Below are 16337 nucleotides of genomic sequence, written 5' to 3'. Positions count from 1 at the left end.
ATGTCACCAACCGTGCTCTCGCGGTACCTGCAGCAAAAGTTCCCGCCCACCGAGCAACAAGCCGACGTGATCGGCGCGGCCCCGGGCCCGCTGCTGGTGGTCGCCGGCGCTGGGGCCGGAAAGACGGAAACCATGGCCGCGCGCGTGGTGTGGCTCGTGGCCAACGGCTACGCCCGGCCCGACGAGATCCTGGGCCTGACGTTTACCCGCAAGGCGGCGCAGGAGCTGGGCAAACGCATCCGCGACCGGCTCGGCACGCTGGCCGCCAACCAGGACCTGGTGCGCCGCCTGGACCCGGGCGGGCAGCTCGCGGACGCGCTGCAGGTCATCGCCCCGACCGTAGCTACGTACGATGCGTACGCGGGGGACCTCGTCCGCGAGTTTGGGCTGCTCGTTCCTGTGGAACCGGACTCGCGGCTCATCACCGCGGCGGAACTGTACGCCATCGCCACGGAGGTGGTCACCGACTACCCCGGACGCATCATTTCCGCCGACGGGCGCAACCCGTCCGTGTCCACCGTGGTGGACGGGCTGCTGGCGCTGATGACCTCCATGGGCAACGAGCTGACCACGCCCGACGAGGTAGACCAGGACGCGGCGGCGTTCCTCGCGGAAACGGAGTCGCTGCCCTTGGCGCCGCGGGCGCGCACCGAATTCACCAAGAAGCTGCGCGGATGGCGCGCGACCCAGGAGGAACGCCGCGCATACCTGCCGCTGGCCCGGGCCCTCAACGAGGAGCTGCGGGCGCGCGGGGTGGTCACGTTTAATGAGCAGATGTCGGTCGCCGCCAAGCTGGCGCGCGACCACCAGGGCGTGGGTAAGGCGCAGCGCCAGCGCTTCCGCGTGGTCATGCTGGACGAGTACCAGGACACCTCGCACGCCCAGCGCGTGCTACTGCGCAACCTGTTCGGGCAGGGCGCGGACCCAGACCTCACCGTGACCGCCGTCGGCGACCCGATGCAGGCCATCTACGGCTGGCGCGGGGCCACCGCCGCCAACCTCCAGGCCTTCGTCCACGATTTCCCGGCCGCGGGCGGCGCACCCGCGCCGAAGAAGCAGCTGACCACGTCCTGGCGCAACCCGCCTGAGGTCCTCGCGCTGGCAAACAGCATCTCCGACGCGGTCCTCGGGCGCGGGGACAACCGCGCCGTCGCGCCGTTGGCGGCCCGCCCCGGGGCGCAAGAAGGCGAGGTCGCACTCGGCTTCTTTGCCACCAACGACGAGGAACTCGCCTTCGTGGCGGACGATCTGGCCGCCCAATACGTACAGTGCGCGCGAGACAACGCACCGTTTTCCGCCGCCGTGCTGGTGCGCAAGAACCGGCACTCCGCCGAGATGGCGGAGGCGCTCGCGGAGCGCGGCGTGCCCTTCGAAATCGTCGGCGTGGGCGGGCTGCTGGACATCCCCGAAGTCGCCGACACCCTCGCGGTGGCCACGATGCTGGTGCGGCCCGCGGACTCGGCAGCCGCGCTGCGCATCCTCGGCGGCCCCGCCGTCGGCCTGGGCCTGGCGGACCTCGCCGCGCTGGCCTCGCGTGCGGTGAACCTGCGCGCGACCGGAGCCAGCGCCGACCCCAGCGGGCCCGAGCACGCGGACCCGCAGACCGCGCAGGAGCGGCTGGCGGCCCAGCTGGACGAGCTCGTGGCCCGCGCCGCGGAACTCAATGCGTCTACCGATCGCCCCGCAGGCCTCGCCGACGCGGTGGCGGACCTGGGCGAGCCCGAGCGATACAGCGAGGAAGGACTGCGCCGCTTGCAGGACCTGGCGGCTAAGCTCCGCTCCCTGCGCACCAACAGCCTGGGCAAACGCCTGCCTGACCTGTTCGCGGACATCATCGACGTCTTTGGCATCCGCACCGAGGTCCTGGCCCGCCAGGGGATGGGCAACACCGCAGGCACCGTCCACCTGGACAGTCTGCTCTCCGCGGTCGCTGCCTACCCCGGCACCAGCGTGGAGGGACTGCTGGACTATTTCGCGCTCGCCCGCGAGCACGAGGACGGCCTGGCACCCGGCAACGTGCCGACACGCACGGACCGGGTGCAGATCCTCACAGCGCACAAGGCGAAAGGACTGGAGTGGGACACCGTCGCCGTCCTGCACGCAGACGCCAACACGTACGCGGCCAAGGCGGAGACATTCCTCACCTGGGTCCAGCGCGTGCCCGACGCGTCCTTTGGCAACCCCGAATACCTGCCGGACTTCGGTGAGGTGGAAAACCGCACCCAGTTTGAAAAGGCCGCCGACGCCTGGCTCAAGCTCGTCCGCGCGGGCCTGGCGGAAGAATCGGCGCGCCTGTTCTACGTTGCCGTGACCCGCGCGGAGCGCAAGCTCCTCATCACCGGCTCGCGCCGCAAACCCGACGTGCGCCGCGACGCGAAGCCCTACGAGCACTTCGCCCCGCTGCGCCAGCTGGTCCCCGAGACGGTCGAGTGGGCCGAGGCAGCCGAGGCCGAGAAAACGCCCACCGAGGACGCCCCGACGCTTGTCGACGCCCCCGCCACCGGCACCTGGCCCGCCTACCAGCTCGCCCCGGGGGAGGTGGAGGCCGCGGGGTGGGTGCGTGGCGTCGAGAAGCTGCCCGGGCTCGCGGAGGGCGAACTCTTCTCGCTGTGGGAACGCGACGTGACCGCGCTCATCGAGGAACACGAGCGGGCGAAGTCCCCGGACACGCTGGTGGTCATGCCCGCGGAGCTGACGGCCTCGGACGTCGTCGCGCTCAAGGCGGACGAGGAGCAGTTCGCGCGCCGGGCGCGCCGGCCGGTCCCGTTCAAGCCGAACACCTACGCCAAGCGCGGCACCGCGTTCCACGAGTGGCTGGAGGAGTTCTACGGCCAGCGCCCGCTGCTCACGGAGGACGAGCTGCCCGGCGGCGACGAGGCGGAGGTGGACGCCGCGACGCTGCGCCGACTCAAGGACTCCTTCGAGCGCAGCGAGTGGGCCGCCCGGACCCCGGCCCACGTGGAATACCCGTTTGAGCTGGCCCTGGGCACCTCCGTGGTGCGCGGCCGGATGGACGCCGTGTTCCGGGACGCGGGCGGCGCAGGGTGGGTCGTCGTGGATTGGAAGACCGGCGAAAAGCCGAAGCCGGCGCAGATGGAGGCAGCGAAACTGCAGTTGGCCGTCTACCAGGAAGCGTGGCGCCGGATCGCGGGCGATAGCGCCCCCGTGCGCGCGGTGTTCTTCTACGTGCGCACCGGCGAGACCTTCGCACCCGAGCACCTGCCGGGCGCGGACGAGCTGGAACAGCTCCTCGACGTTGACGGTGATAGTGTTTCGGATTCGGAGACAATTCCGTCCACAGACCCTGCCGTACCTCCGGCGGAGCGATAGAGCAGAAGGGAGCCCGATTCGATGCAGCTTCGCTACCCCTTTGCCTGGCGCGACCGGGTCCGCGACGACGAGGAGCGCGACGACATCCCGGTCCATACGCTCCTGGACGTCATCAATATTCCGACCGCGGAGCGCACGACGCCGTGGGTGCTCATTGCCCGCCGCTTTGGCTACGCGGCCGTGTTGGTCGTGGCCATGGCGCTCATCGTGTACCTGGACTCGAACGGCTACTCGGAGCCGCTGACGTTTGTGGACGCCCTGTATTACTCGGCCGTGTCGCTGTCCACCACCGGCTACGGCGACATCACGCCGGTGACGCAGGGGGCGCGGCTGGTCAACATCTTCGTGGTCACTCCGGCCCGCGTCGCCTTCCTGATGCTCTTGGTCGGCACGACCCTGTCCGTGCTTACGGAGGACTCCCGTAAGACACTCCAAATTCAGCAGTGGAGGAGAACTGTGCGTAATCACACCATCGTCGTCGGCTACGGCACGAAGGGGCGCTCCGCAGTGGACGCCCTGCTCGCCGGGGACACCGCGCCCACCAGCATCGTCGTCATCGATTCGGACCCGGTCACCCTGGGCCAGGCGGAGAAACGCGGCCTGGTCACCGTCCACGGCGACGCCACCAAGTCCGGCGTGCTGCGCGTCGCCGGTATCACCCGCGCCCGCTCCGTCGTGGTTGCGCCCAGCTCGGACGACACCGCGGTCCTGGTCACGCTGTCCGTGCGCGAGCTTGCCCCCAGCGCCATGATCGTGGCCAGCGCCCGCGAGAGCGAAAACCAGCACCTGCTCATGCAGTCCGGTGCGGACTCCGTGGTGGTGTCCGCGGAAACGACGGGCCGCCTGCTGGGCCTCGCAACCGTCACCCCGCCGGTGGTGGAGATGATGGAAGACCTGCTCAGCCCCGACGAGGGCTTTGCCGTGGCGGAGCGCCCCATCGCAGACGACGAGGTCGGCTCCAACCCGCGCCACCTCGCCGACATCGTGCTCGGCGTCGTCCGCTCCGGCGAGCTCTACCGCATGGACGTGCCCGAGGCGGAAACCGTCGAGCCCGGCGACCGCCTGCTCTACGTGCGCATGACCCAGCCGCAGGAGTCGCCCGAGGCGCAGAAGCCGTCGGAGTAGCGCGCCTGTGCTGTTGCTTATCGACGCCACCTCGCACCTCCCCCTCACCGCCGAGGGCGCACCACTCCTGTTTCCGGAGCTTCCGGCGGGGATCGAGGTGACCACCCGGGTGCAGATCACGCCCGAGGTCACCGCCGCGCGGCTGCGCTCCGCCAGCGCCGCCGACCTCGCCCCGCGCACCGGCCACGCGCGCAGCCATGCGGACAACTACCTCGTCTCCCGGGCCGTCGGCCTGCTGGCTGCGCGGGAGCGTTACGCCTTCGACCCGACGGACGGCTCGCCGCTGACCTGGGGCGAGTCCGGGATCGTCGCCCGCGGCGCGTCCGGCACGCCGATCTTCCCGCGGATCGACCCGTGCGTGATCGGGGTCGTCGAGCACGCCGCCGGCGACCGCATCCTGCTGGGGGAAAACCGCCGCCGCCCGGGGTTCTTCACCTGCATTGCCGGCTACATGGATGTGGGCGAGAGCGCGGAGGACGCGTTCGCGCGCGAGGTCCTGGAGGAGACGGGGCGGCGGGTCACCGACATCGCGTATGTTGGGTCGCAGCCGTGGGCACTGTCGGGCTCGCTGATGCTGGGCTTCCGCGCCCGCACCGCAGACGAGACCCAGGTGGGGGATACAGATGGAGAGCTCAGCCAGATCATCTGGGCGACGCGCGAGGACCTGGGCAGGCTCACGCTCGCGCCCGAAGGCAGCATCGCCCGGCAGCTGATTGAGCGCTGGGCCGCAGGCGAGATCTAAGAGGGAAGGACAAAGGACACACCGATGGCAGTGGACTTGAGTTTGTTGGATGAGGACCAGCGCGTGGCAGCCACCGCTCCGCGTGGCCCGGTGTGCATCCTCGCGGGCGCCGGCACGGGCAAGACGCGCACCATCACGTACCGCATTGCCAACCTGGTGGACCAGGGGATCGTGGCGCCCACGAAGGTGTTGGCGGTGACGTTCACGCAACGCGCCGCGGGCGAGATGCGCGACCGCCTGCGCACCATGGGGGTGGGCGGGGTGCAGGCCCGCACCTTCCACGCTGCGGCGCGCCGTCAGCTGCAGTACTTCTGGCCCCAGATCGCCGGTGACCTGCCGTGGAAGCTGCTGGACAACAAGTTCCCGCTCGTTGGCCGCGCGGCGCGCTCCGCCGGGCTGGACTCCGGCAAGGAAATGGTGCGTGACCTTCTCGGCGAGATCGAGTGGGCGAAGTCCAGCGTCATCGGCCCGGACGACTACGCCGAGCGAGTCGCGGGCACGAAGCGCACCCCGCCCGCGGACGCGGCGAAGGTGGCCCAGGTCTACCGCGCCTACGAGGAGTCGAAGACGTCGCCGGACGGCATGCTGCTCGACTTCGATGACCTCTTGCTGCACGTCGCGGGCGCGCTGGAGAACGCGCCGGCGGTGGCGGAGGAGTTCCGCGCCCAGTACCAGTCCTTCGTGGTGGACGAGTACCAGGACGTCACGCCGCTGCAGCAGCGCGTCCTGGAGGGGTGGCTGGGCCAGCGCGACGACCTCACCGTCGTCGGCGACGCCAACCAGACCATTTACTCGTTTACCGGCGCGACCCCGGAATACTTGTTGAACTTTTCGCGGACGTACGAGCACGCGACCGTCGTGAAGCTGCAGCGCGACTACCGCTCGACCCCGGAGATCACGGACTTGGCCAACACCGTGATTGGCAAGGCGAAGGGGCGCGAGGCGGGCACCCGACTCGAGCTGCAGGGCATGCGCGAGCACGGCCCGCAGCCCACGTTCACCGCGTACGATGACGAGCCGACCGAGGCGCGCGAGGTAGCCATCCAGATCAGGGAGCTTCTCGACGCCGGCGTGCCCGCCCGAGAAATCGCCGTCCTCTACCGCATCAACGCACAGTCGGCGGCGTTCGAAGCGGCGCTCGCGGACGCGGGCATCATGTACCAGGTCCGCGGCGGGGAGGGCTTCTTCCAGCGCGGCGAGATCCGCGAGGCGATCCGCGCACTCGTTGCTGCATCGCGCCGCGGCGACCTGCCGGACGATCCGGTGGCGGTGGCCCGCGCCGCCCTCGGCCCGCTGGGGCTGACGCCGACCGAGCCGGAGGGCGCGAAGGCGCGCGAGCGCTGGCAGACCCTCGGCGCGCTGGTGGACCTCATTGAGGAGATCGTGCGCAGCCGCGAGGCGGAGACCCTGCCGGAAGTGCTGATGTCGCTGCGCCGCCGCGCGGACGCGAAGCAGCCGCCGTCGGTGGACGGCGTCACGCTGGCCAGCCTGCACGCCGCGAAGGGCCTGGAGTGGGACGCGGTGTTCCTGATCGGTCTGGTGGAGAACACGCTGCCGATCTCGCACGCGATCAAAGCGGGCGATGACCAGGTTGAAGAGGAGCGCCGCCTGTTCTACGTCGGCGTGACGCGCGCCCGCGAGCACCTGCGCCTGTCCTGGTCCTTCGCCAGACAGGAGGGCGGGCGCAAGTCGCGCAGCCGCTCTCGCTTCCTCGACGGCATCGCCCCCGAGCTGGAGGTGGAGAAGGCCCCCGAGCGGCTGAAGCGCAACCGCCGCTGCCGCGTGTGCAACAACCTGCTGTTCACCCCCGCGGAGAAGACGCTGGGACGCCACGAGGACTGCGAACCCAGCTACGACGAAGCCGTTTTCGGCGCCCTCAAGCGCTGGCGGAGGGACCAGGCGCGCGAGGCCGGCAAGCCCGCCTACATCGTGTTCACGGACGCCACGCTGCTTTCTATCGCGGAGGCCATGCCCGCCGACGAGCACGAGCTCCTCGGCATCTCCGGCGTCGGCCCCGCCAAGATTGAGCAGTACGGCCAGGGCGTGCTGGACACGCTCGCGGAGTTCCGGTGACGCGCGTGAGCGAGCAGCCCTACCGCGTCATCCGCTCGGCCCGCCGCACCCGGTCTGTGCAGGCACGCCTGGTCGGCGGCGTCGTGGAGATCCGCATCCCCGCGCGTTTTTCGCAGGCGCAAGAGGACCAGGTGGTGGAGGAGATGCTCGCGCGCGTGGCGAAGAAGACGCAGGCGAGCGCGCTCAACGACGCCACCCTCACCGCCCGCGCCACGCAGCTGAACCGAGAGGTGCTTGACGGCCGCGCCCGCGTCGGCTCCATCCGCTGGGTGGACAACCAGCAGACGCGCTGGGGGTCGTGCACCACGACCACCGGCGACATCCGGATCAGCTCCCGGCTCAAGGGGGTCCCGGACTACGTGCTCGACGCCGTGATCGTCCATGAGCTGGTGCACACGTTTATCCCCGGGCACTCCGCCGAGTTCTGGGAGTGGGCGGACCGGGCGCCGCGGGCAGAAAGGGCGAAGGGCTACTTGGAGGCCTACCAGCGCTTCGGGTGAGCGCTACTCACCGCAGCCGTGGACTTCCTTGCCCGCGGCGAAGTTGTCCATGGCGGTGACGGCGTCTTGCAGCGAGCCTACGCTCGCCACGGTCATGTCGCCGGGGTCGACGGTGCGGACCGCGTCGCAGTTGCCCTCCGGGGCGAGGAACAGCTCGACGTGCTGGTCGCGCGCTGCGGCGAGCTTGTGCTGGATCCCGCCGATCGGGCCGACCTCGCCGTCCTCCGCGATGGTGCCGGTGCCGGCGACGAACTTGCCGTGGTTGAGCTCTCCGGGGCTCAGTTTGTCTATCACGGCCAGCGAAAAGATCATGCCGGCGCTGGGGCCGCCGACGTCGTTGAGGTTGTAGTTGACCGTCACGTCGCCGCCAGGCTCCGAGGTCATGAGGATGCCTACCATCGGGGTGCCCTTGTCCTCGGGGCTCTCGCCGAGGCGGACGCGGACGTCCATCGGGGCGCGGTCACGCTCGATGCTCACGGTGATCTCGTCGCCGGGGGAGTGGGCGTGAACCTTTTCCTGCACCTCGCTGGGCTCGGTGACGGGGGTACCGTCGATGCGGGTGATCACGTCCTCTGCTTCCAGCACACCGGACGCGGGGGAGTCATCCACCAGGTCGTGGACCAGCACGCGGGTCGGTTTGCCCAGGTAGCGCATGGCGGCCACGGTCGCGTTGCCCTCAGAGGCGGCGAACTCGGCCTGGTTGTATTGGCGCATCTGCTCCTCGTCCACGTCCGGCGGGATGATCTGCTCCACCGGCACGATTGTGTCGTCGGTGCCGATCCACCGGCCGACCGCCTGCGCGAGCGACATGTTGGTGCGCACGGACACGGTGGTCATGTTGAGGTTGCCCGAGACAGGGTCCGTCTCAGTGCCCTCGACGTCAATCACCGGCTCGCCCTCGACCTCGCCGAGGGTGTTGAACATCGGGCCGGGGCCCTCCGCCGCGTACGGCACGGCCAGGGAAATGTTGGTGCCGGGGACGTGGTTGATGGACATCATGACGGCGAGTGCTGCCACGGGGATCGCTCCCCACACCACGGTTGACCACCGCCTGCTGTGAGTGGTTTCCTGCGCGGATGCGTCCGCCTGGGGCTGCGCCCCGTCTTCCTGTTCTTCCACGCAGCGCATCTTAGCGCAGCCGTCATCGCTCACCGTGTTCGCTCTCAGCGTCCCGGTCTGCGCAAAAAGTGCTCGCGCGCAAGAGTCGGCGCTATGTATCGTGGCAGGTATGAATAACGGATTTGGATTTTCCTTTCCCAACAATGATGACGACGAAGATAAGAACAAGCGCGGCGACAACAACGGTGGCGACGCGTCGAACCCCTTCGCCGCCTTCGGGTTTGGTGGCGGACAGCAGGGCGGCGGGTTCGGCGACATGCTGAACCAGTTCGGCCAGATGCTGTCCGGCATGGGCAATTCGTTTAATCAGGCGAGCCAGTCGGGCGACTCGGCCGTGAACTTTGACATGGCGCTGCGCATGGCCCGCCAGCGCGTTGGTGACAAGGCGGCGGTCTCCGCCGGCGACAAGAAGGCGGTGGAGGAGTCACTCGGGCTGGTCAACCACTGGCTGAGTGAGTCCACCACGCTGCCCGCTGCAGATTCGAAGGCGCAGGCCTGGAACGCCGACGATTGGCTGGTTGAGACCATGCCGATGTGGAAGCGCCTGGTAAATCCAGTTGCGGAGCATATGAACCGCGCGCAGTTAGACCAGATGCCCGCTGAGGCCCGCGAGATGATGGGCCCCCTCGCCGGCATGATGAACTCGATGAATTCCATGAACTTCGGCATGAAGCTGGGCCACGCGCTGGGAGATCTGGCGCAGCAGGCGCTCACCGGCACGGACTTCGGCCTGCCGGTCGCGCCCCGCGGCGTGGCGTCGGTGCTGCCCAAGAACGTGACCCGGATTTCCAAGGACCTCTCGGTGCCCGGGCAGGAGGTGCTGGTCTACATCGCGGCGCGAGAGGCCGCGCGCCAGCGTCTGTTCCAGCACGTGCCGTGGCTGGTCGAGCGGATCGTGGCCTCGGTGGAGGAGTACGCCGCGGGCCTGGAGATTGACACCTCCAATATTGACGAGGCCACGCGGAGCCTCAACCTGGAATCGGGCGACCCGCAGCAGATCCAGGAGGCGCTGCAGAACCTGCAGAACATGGACCTCTCCCCGCGTGTGGTGTCGCGTAACGCTGGGGCAACCTCGCGGTTGGAGACGCTGCTCGCGCTGGTGGAGGGCTGGGTCGACGTGGTCGTCGACGCGTCGCTGGCGGAGCGCATCCCGTCTGCTGCCCAGCTCGCGGAGGCGTGGGCGCGCCGACGCGCCACCGGTGGATCCGCAGAGCAGGCCTTTGCCAGCATCGTCGGCATTGAGCTCGGCGCCCCGAAGGTCCGCGAGGCAGCGGAGCTGTGGCGCCGCGTGGACAATGCCGTGGGCGTCGAGCGCCGCGATCAAGTCTGGAACCACCCGGACTTCCTGCCGGACGCGGAGCACTTGGACAACCCGGCAGCGTTCATTGACACGCTGCTGGACGACACCACGGACGCGGACTTCGACGCCGAGTTCAGCAAGCTCGAGGAGGAGCTGCGCAACAACCCGAAGCTCAAGCGCGAGGACGGCGACGGGAAGGACGACGGCAGCGAGGATGGCACCGAGCTGTAGCTAGCTGCGCTCGGTGCTCGTGGTCGCCGCCCCCGTCGTTTCTGTCGTCTCCGTCGTCTCTGCCGACGGGGTAGCAGCGCCGCTAGCCAGGCCCAGCTTCTCGATGCGTTCGCGCGGATCCTCCTGCTCAGAGGACACCAGCTGCTGCATCACTTGGCCGCGCTGATTGTCCACCACCGTGATGATCGCGGAGGTGCCCAGCGTGGACCAACCGACGATGCGCTCGCCGTCATCTTCCACGATCCGCGAGGACCGCAGCTCCGTGAGCAGCTGCGTCGTCGACGCCGCCTTCGCCTCGGAATCGAAGAATTGGAACTGTCCGATCTCTGCGCCGGAGCAGTCGTAGGAGCCGCTCACCCCAGTTGCCGAGCACGTATCCAGCTGCGCAAACAGCGACTCCGGCGCCAGCCCCGCGAAGGATTCGGTCACTTCCTGCACCGTCTTGTCTTTCGCAGAAGTGCTTGTCGACGCCCGCGTGCCCGATTCCTTCGACGTGCTCGATGCTGAACTCCCAGCGCTCTCAGTGCTCTCCGCCGTGGAACTCGTCGCGCTGCTGGACGGCGCCTCGCTCTGCGCCGTCTCGGTTTCTTCCGGTGCCGGAGCTGCTGTAGTGCTCGTCTCGTCGTCCCCGTTCCCGCACGCGGTCAGTGCGAGCGAGGCGGCGAGGAGAGCGGGGACAAGAGTGCGACGGTGCGTCACGGGTAGGCTCCTTTTTTCCTGTGCGTATGGGTAACGATAGTACGTGAGCGCTCGACCTAGGTCAGCTCGTCGGGGTCCTGCGCGAGGCTGTAGCGCAGCGCGGCGATCACGTTCGGGGCGACGTTGGGCCCGCCGCGCAGCTCGATCTCGTCCTGGGCAAACATGCCACGTTCCTCCAGTTCTTCCTCAGTAAGCCGCATCTGCAGGAGAGTCTGCTCGATGTCGTCGTCGCGCAGCACGCCGGAGAAGAGGCGCGCGGGGCGCGGCTGGGCGTCCGGCCCGGCGGAAGTGTCGCGGAAGATGATTTCCTGGGCGAGGACGACGCCCTCGACCTGCTCGGGCCAGGCGACGCGAGCGACGTAGTCGGCCAGCTCATCGCTACCGGGGCGGATGTGCTCCGGAAGCTCCTGCACAACCAGGGTGAGGGGGGAGTGGTCGGCGTCGTCGGTGAGTTGAGACAGCTCGTCGATAAGCAACTGCGAGGGGACCAGCGCAAAGAGTGAGGGCGGTGCGTCCCAGCCCTCCGCGTGGACGAACTCCACAGCTTCCGTCATGGCTTTGTTCAGGGCCTGCTGTGAGCTGAAGTGACGCTGCACGGGAACCTTTCTGGCTGTCGAATCGTTGAAACTTTAAGCTAGAAGCTTAATACGCACGTAAAGACTATTTCGAAGGAGCAGGATTGGCTACCCGCGTCAACCAGCCTCAACCCAACGCGAAAAAGTCGAACCGTACGCTGCTGACGGCGGTCATCGTCGTTGGCGCAATTTTTACCCTCGTGCCCATGCTGGTCGGTCTGTACACCGACTTCCTGTGGTTCGGGGAACTCGACTTCCGCGGTGTGTTTAACCGGGTGATTATTGCCCGCATTGTTTTGTTCGTCATTTTTGCGCTGATTGGCGGCGGTGTCGCGTACGCGGCGGCCCTGCTGGCCTGGCGGGGGAGACCGGCGGGTGCGCCCACGGCGGATCCGTTCTCGCCGTCCGCGCAGTACCGCGAGACGATTCAGCAGGGCATTCGTTCCCTGCTCTTCGTCGTGCCGCTGGTCGTCGCCGTCCTGTCGGGCCTGGCGGGGCAGCGCATGTGGCGAACGTTCCTGCTGTGGTTCAACGGCTCCGATTTCAGAGTGGCCGACCCGCAGTACGGCAAGGACCTCGGCTTTTACGCGTTCGCGCTGCCGGGGCTTTCCGCCATCGTGGGCACGCTGAGCATGCTGCTTATCGTCGCGTTCCTCATCGCCCTCGTTGCGCACTACCTGCTGGGCGGGATCCGCATTGGCAACCGTGCGTCGGGGCAGCGCGGCTTCGTCTCCAAGGCGGCGCGCGTGCAGCTGGCGTTTACTGCCGGTCTGTGGATGCTGCTTAAGGCCGTGAGCTACTGGCTGGAGCGCTACTTCCTGCTCTACGGGCAAAACGACATTTTCACGGGCGCGTCCTATACCTCTATTAACGCGATGCTGCCTGCCAAGATGATCCTCACCGTTATCGCGGTCATCGTCGCCGCGGCGTTCTTCGCGTCGGTGGTGTACAAGGACTTCCGCATCCCGGTGCTGGCCACCGTGCTGATGCTGGTGTCCTCGCTGGTGATTGGCAACGTCTGGCCGGCCCTGCTTGAGCAGTTCTCGGTGAAGCCGAACCGCCAGGCCAAGGAGCGCGAGTACATCGGCCGCAACATCGAGTCCACCCGTTTCGCCTATGGGCTGACGGATGACACGGTGACGTACGAGGATAACTGGGGCTCGGACAACGTCTCCAACAACGAGGTCGCGGACGATTGGTCCACCATCAGCAACATCCGCCTGCTGGACCCGGACGTGCTCTCGCCCACGTTCACCCAGAACCAGCAGCTGCGCAACTTCTACGGCTTCCCGGACCAGCTGGCCATGGACCGCTACCAGGTCGACGGGGAGATGCGCGACTTTGTCGTCGCTGCGCGCGAGATGGATCCGAACGCCCTGCGCGAGAACCAGCGCGACTGGATCAACCGCCACACGGTGTACACGCACGGCAACGGGTTCGTGGCCGCGCAGGCGAACACCGTGGACGAGGCAGCGCAGGACGCCGGCTCGACCCGCGGTGGTCTGCCCATCTTTACGGTCTCGGACCTGCAGTCCAACGCGAAGGCGGCGGAGAAGAAGGACGCCGAGGAGCTGGGCATCCGCGTTGACGAGCCCCGCATTTACTACGGCCCCGTGATCTCCAGCGCCGAGGATGGGCTGGACTACGCGATCGTGGGCGACAACGGGCAGGGCCCGGTGGAGTATGACACGGACAACTCCACCTACACCTACGAGGGTGAGGGCGGCGTGAACATTGGCAACTGGTTCAACCGCGCCGCGTACGCGGTGAAGTACCAGGAGCTGAACATGATCCTGTCGGACCGCGTGGCCGGCAACTCCAAGCTGCTCTACGACCGCGACCCGCGCGAGCGCGTGGAGAAGGTCGCGCCGTGGCTGACCACGGACTCCAAGACCTACCCCGCAGTGATCGACGGGCGAGTGAAGTGGATCGTGGACGGCTACACCACGCTGTCGCAGCTGCCGTACTCCACGAACACGTCGCTGCAGGACACCACGCAGGACGCGTTGAACCCGGACGGGACCACGCAACGCCTGGTGAACAACAACCTGGGCTACATCCGTAACTCGGTCAAGGCCACGGTGGACGCGTACGACGGTTCGGTCGACTTGTACCAGTTCGACGAGAACGACCCGGTGCTCAAGGCCTGGATGGGCGTGTTCCCGGATACGGTGCGGCCGCACAGCGAGATCAGCGATGATCTGCGCGAGCACCTGCGCTACCCGGAGGATCTGTTCAAGGTCCAGCGCGAGCTGCTGGCGCGCTACCACGTGGATGATCCGGGCGTGTTCTTCAACAACGACGCCTTCTGGTCCGTCCCGAACGATCCGACCGCGCCGGAGGGCCGCCAGGAGCTCAACCAGCCGCCATACTACGTGGTGGCCGCTGACCCGGAGACCAACGATGCGTCCTTCCAGCTGATCACCCCGTACCGTGGCCTGAACCGCGAGTTCCTGGCTGCACACATGTCGGTTTCTTCCGACCCGGAGACCTACGGCAACATCACGGTCCGCGTGCTGCCGACCAATACGCAGACGCAGGGCCCGAAGCAGGCGCAGGACGCGCTGATGTCCTCCGACCAGGTCGCGCGTGACCGTACGCTGTGGGAGGGTTCGAACGACCTGAAGAACGGTAACCTGCTCACCCTGCCGGTGGGCAGTGGCGAGATCCTCTACGTCGAGCCGATCTACTCCAAGCGCAAGGACCAGGAGTCCGCGTTCCCGAAGTTGCTGCGTGTGCTGGTGTTCTACCGTGGCCAGGTCGGCTACGCGCCGACGATCTCGCAGGCCCTGAAGCAGGTTGGCATTGATTCCAAGGCTGCGCAGGACATCGAGCTTGTCGACGAAGGCGCGTCCGACAACCAGGACGCCGAGGCCCCCGCCGAGCAGCCGCAGGAAGGCGACAGCGAGGCGCCTGCCCCGGGCAACAAGGACGAGGCGATGCAGGGTATTAACGACGCCCTGCGCAACCTTGAGGGCGCCCGCGACGGCTCCTTCGAGGAGTACGGCCGAGCCCTCGACGAGCTGGACCGCGCAGTGGAGGCGTACCAGAGCGCGCAGTAGGCGCTTACCCTAGCGGGTTGCGGACCAGGAGCCGGTCGATCTGCTCACGCAGATCCTCCGGTGCCGGGCGAAGGAAATCGCCGGGCTTCTCCTGGTCCGCTTCGTCGTTCTCGGGGCCCGGCCCGCCCGGATCCACCATGGCCGCCTCCGTGAGGTCGAGCAGCCTGCCCAGGCGTGCCAGGTTGAGTTGGTACGCGCCATCCAGCGTCGGCTCCTCCACCTCGCGGATCCAGCCTGTCTCTTTGAACAGTGGAATGTGCGTGGCGACGATGTTTGTTCTGGCGAACCCGCCCTTCGCCCCCGGAGGCCCGAGCCGGGTAATGAGTCCGGTGCGGCCGGGACGGATCGTTCCGTCGAGTTCGAGCGTTGGCTCGTCGGAATCGTCGGCGAGGAAAGCGAGGGTGCCTAGGATGTTCCGCTCCTTTGGTAGGAGCGAGGGGATCTCAACACAGTAGATTGCGGCTCGAAGTAGTTCTCCCAAGGGCGCCTCCTGAAGTCGTGTGACTGGATGGAGCGCAATCGTATCGCCCGGCCCGGACACGGCACCGGGTCGGTTCGAACTGGTGAACGAACATGAGTGTGGTGGGCGTGTGTTGGGCAAGCCGTATGAATCTCACGATTATGGGTTCTGCCCAGGGGATTTGGCCTTTGGCAAAGTAGTCAGTATAGTTACTTCACGTTGCCGATACGGCAGCAGGTGAAAAGAAAATATCACCCGACGCGGGGTGGAGCAGCTCGGTAGCTCGCTGGGCTCATAACCCAGAGGTCGTAGGTTCGAATCCTGCCCCCGCTACCAACTTCCAAGCCCCTACCAGGAGAAACACTGGTAGGGGCTTTAGTTATTTCTCTTAAGGCGCACGTCCTGGGACTCAAATCGGGACTTTAGCGATGGCATTTTGTCACTTAAGCCGGTTTGGAAGTGATGGGGTTAAGTGACAATTTTCGATTTTGTGACCTTGGATGACTGTGTCGTTTTGAGGAGTCGTCTGCACGGATTTCAGAAGTCCTCTGTACTATCGCCATCCACTCCGGAGAGGCCGCGGGCGTTCGTCCACTTCATCTGGAACGCGATTCGACAGAGCGCATTCAATACGATGGTCTTTTTCTCCCTGCGAAGGATGGGGGCAGTTTAGGGTGCCAGGGTGTTGACCAGATCGAGGAATTCCTCAGCGTAGGCAATTTGCTTGCGTAGCTTTTCGTAGCGGGTGCGCGTCTCCTCACGAATGTCGGCAAGGGTGGCCTTGGCATTACTCCGTGCCTGCTGTGCGGTATCACTTTCCTGCCCGCCATCTGAACTATGAAGAATCTCCGCAGCTTCCAGGAATTCCCGCATCTGATCCAGAGTAAACCCCAGCGGTTTCATCCGTCGCACCAGCAAAACACGACGTACATCAGCCTCACTATAAAGCCTGAACCCACCAGGGCTACGCCCCGATGGGGTAATCAGGCCGACGTTGTCATAATAACGCAAGGTGGGAATCGACAACCCCGTCTGGTCAACGACCTCGCCGATCTTGAAATTACTGTTTTGCATTGCCTGTTCTCCTTCACGGTGATGTTGCCCACGGGTTCCTGTGCCTG

At 67.0% G+C, this 16337-nt stretch carries 12 protein-coding genes and 1 tRNA gene; 8 read left to right on the top strand and 5 right to left on the bottom strand.

What is annotated here, in order from left to right; translation table 11 throughout:
- The 5 genes from CKJ85_RS10195 to CKJ85_RS10175 are packed head-to-tail and all read left to right on the top strand — an operon-like array spanning position 1 to position 7770.
- Positions 1–3330 (top strand): ATP-dependent helicase, encoded by a 3330-nt coding sequence (locus tag CKJ85_RS10195; protein WP_095554249.1) that lies wholly within the window; start codon positions 1–3, stop codon positions 3328–3330.
- A 21-nt stretch (positions 3331–3351) separates the two neighbouring features.
- The gene (locus tag CKJ85_RS10190) at positions 3352–4455 is read left to right on the top strand and encodes a TrkA family potassium uptake protein (RefSeq protein ID WP_095546050.1); all 1104 of its coding nucleotides are present in this window, start codon (positions 3352–3354) and stop codon (positions 4453–4455) included.
- A gap of 7 nt (positions 4456–4462) precedes the next feature.
- On the top strand, positions 4463–5197 hold the full coding sequence (locus tag CKJ85_RS10185; protein ID WP_233127036.1) for an NAD(+) diphosphatase: 735 nt from the start codon (positions 4463–4465) through the stop codon (positions 5195–5197).
- Positions 5198–5221: 24 nt separating this feature from the next.
- Entirely contained in the window at positions 5222–7270 is a 2049-nt protein-coding gene (locus CKJ85_RS10180) for an ATP-dependent DNA helicase UvrD2 (protein ID WP_095547509.1), read from the top strand.
- A 5-nt stretch (positions 7271–7275) separates the two neighbouring features.
- Positions 7276–7770, top strand: a complete 495-nt coding sequence (locus CKJ85_RS10175) for a M48 family metallopeptidase (RefSeq protein ID WP_095554259.1) — start codon at positions 7276–7278, stop codon at positions 7768–7770.
- 3 nt (positions 7771–7773) lie between these two features.
- Here CKJ85_RS10175 and CKJ85_RS10170 read toward each other — a convergent pair whose 3' ends face one another.
- Positions 7774–8889, bottom strand: a complete 1116-nt coding sequence (locus CKJ85_RS10170; RefSeq protein ID WP_338080417.1) for a PDZ domain-containing protein — start codon at positions 8887–8889, stop codon at positions 7774–7776.
- Between the two features lie 109 nt (positions 8890–8998).
- On the opposite strand from CKJ85_RS10170, the gene CKJ85_RS10165 reads away from it, so the two are divergent.
- Positions 8999–10420 (top strand): zinc-dependent metalloprotease, encoded by a 1422-nt coding sequence (locus CKJ85_RS10165; protein WP_095547507.1) that lies wholly within the window; start codon positions 8999–9001, stop codon positions 10418–10420.
- Here CKJ85_RS10165 and CKJ85_RS10160 read toward each other — a convergent pair whose 3' ends face one another.
- Positions 10421–11119 (bottom strand): hypothetical protein, encoded by a 699-nt coding sequence (locus CKJ85_RS10160; protein ID WP_095554248.1) that lies wholly within the window; start codon positions 11117–11119, stop codon positions 10421–10423. It lies immediately after the preceding gene.
- 56 nt (positions 11120–11175) lie between these two features.
- The gene (locus CKJ85_RS10155; RefSeq protein WP_095537249.1) at positions 11176–11673 is read right to left on the bottom strand and encodes a PPA1309 family protein; all 498 of its coding nucleotides are present in this window, start codon (positions 11671–11673) and stop codon (positions 11176–11178) included.
- 179 nt (positions 11674–11852) lie between these two features.
- Here CKJ85_RS10155 and CKJ85_RS10150 point away from each other — a divergent pair, with 179 nt between their 5' ends.
- Entirely contained in the window at positions 11853–14756 is a 2904-nt protein-coding gene (locus CKJ85_RS10150) for a UPF0182 family protein (protein WP_233127040.1), read from the top strand.
- Positions 14757–14760: 4 nt separating this feature from the next.
- On the opposite strand, the gene CKJ85_RS10145 is transcribed toward CKJ85_RS10150, so the two are convergent.
- Positions 14761–15237, bottom strand: a complete 477-nt coding sequence (locus tag CKJ85_RS10145) for a hypothetical protein (RefSeq protein WP_095554246.1) — start codon at positions 15235–15237, stop codon at positions 14761–14763.
- Between the two features lie 238 nt (positions 15238–15475).
- Here CKJ85_RS10145 and CKJ85_RS10140 point away from each other — a divergent pair.
- A tRNA-Met gene (locus CKJ85_RS10140) sits at positions 15476–15552 on the top strand.
- Between the two features lie 333 nt (positions 15553–15885).
- Here the strand turns inward: CKJ85_RS10140 and CKJ85_RS10135 are convergent.
- Positions 15886–16290 carry a MerR family transcriptional regulator gene (locus CKJ85_RS10135; protein WP_034664654.1) on the bottom strand — a complete coding sequence of 135 codons (405 nt, stop codon included), beginning with the start codon at positions 16288–16290 and terminating at the stop codon, positions 15886–15888.
- Positions 16291–16337 lie beyond the last annotated feature (47 nt).

It is taken from the genome of Corynebacterium sp. NML 150383, assembly GCF_002285085.1.
In the GTDB taxonomy this organism is placed as follows: Bacteria; Actinomycetota; Actinomycetes; order Mycobacteriales; family Mycobacteriaceae; genus Corynebacterium; species Corynebacterium gottingense.
This window is presented reverse-complemented; position numbering and strand designations above follow the sequence as displayed.

Bases quoted from the DNA above. Each gene is read 5' to 3' on its own strand.
- CKJ85_RS10155 (WP_095537249.1), bottom strand. From the start codon at position 11,673: ATGACGGAAGCTGTGGAGTTCGTCCACGCGGAGGGCTGGGACGCACCG.
- CKJ85_RS10165 (WP_095547507.1), top strand. From the start codon at position 8,999: ATGAATAACGGATTTGGATTTTCCTTTCCCAACAATGATGACGACGAA.
- CKJ85_RS10195 (WP_095554249.1), top strand. From the start codon at position 1: ATGTCACCAACCGTGCTCTCGCGGTACCTGCAGCAAAAGTTCCCGCCC.
- CKJ85_RS10180 (WP_095547509.1), top strand. From the start codon at position 5,222: ATGGCAGTGGACTTGAGTTTGTTGGATGAGGACCAGCGCGTGGCAGCC.
- CKJ85_RS10135 (WP_034664654.1), bottom strand. From the start codon at position 16,290: ATGCAAAACAGTAATTTCAAGATCGGCGAGGTCGTTGACCAGACGGGG.
- CKJ85_RS10190 (WP_095546050.1), top strand. From the start codon at position 3,352: ATGCAGCTTCGCTACCCCTTTGCCTGGCGCGACCGGGTCCGCGACGAC.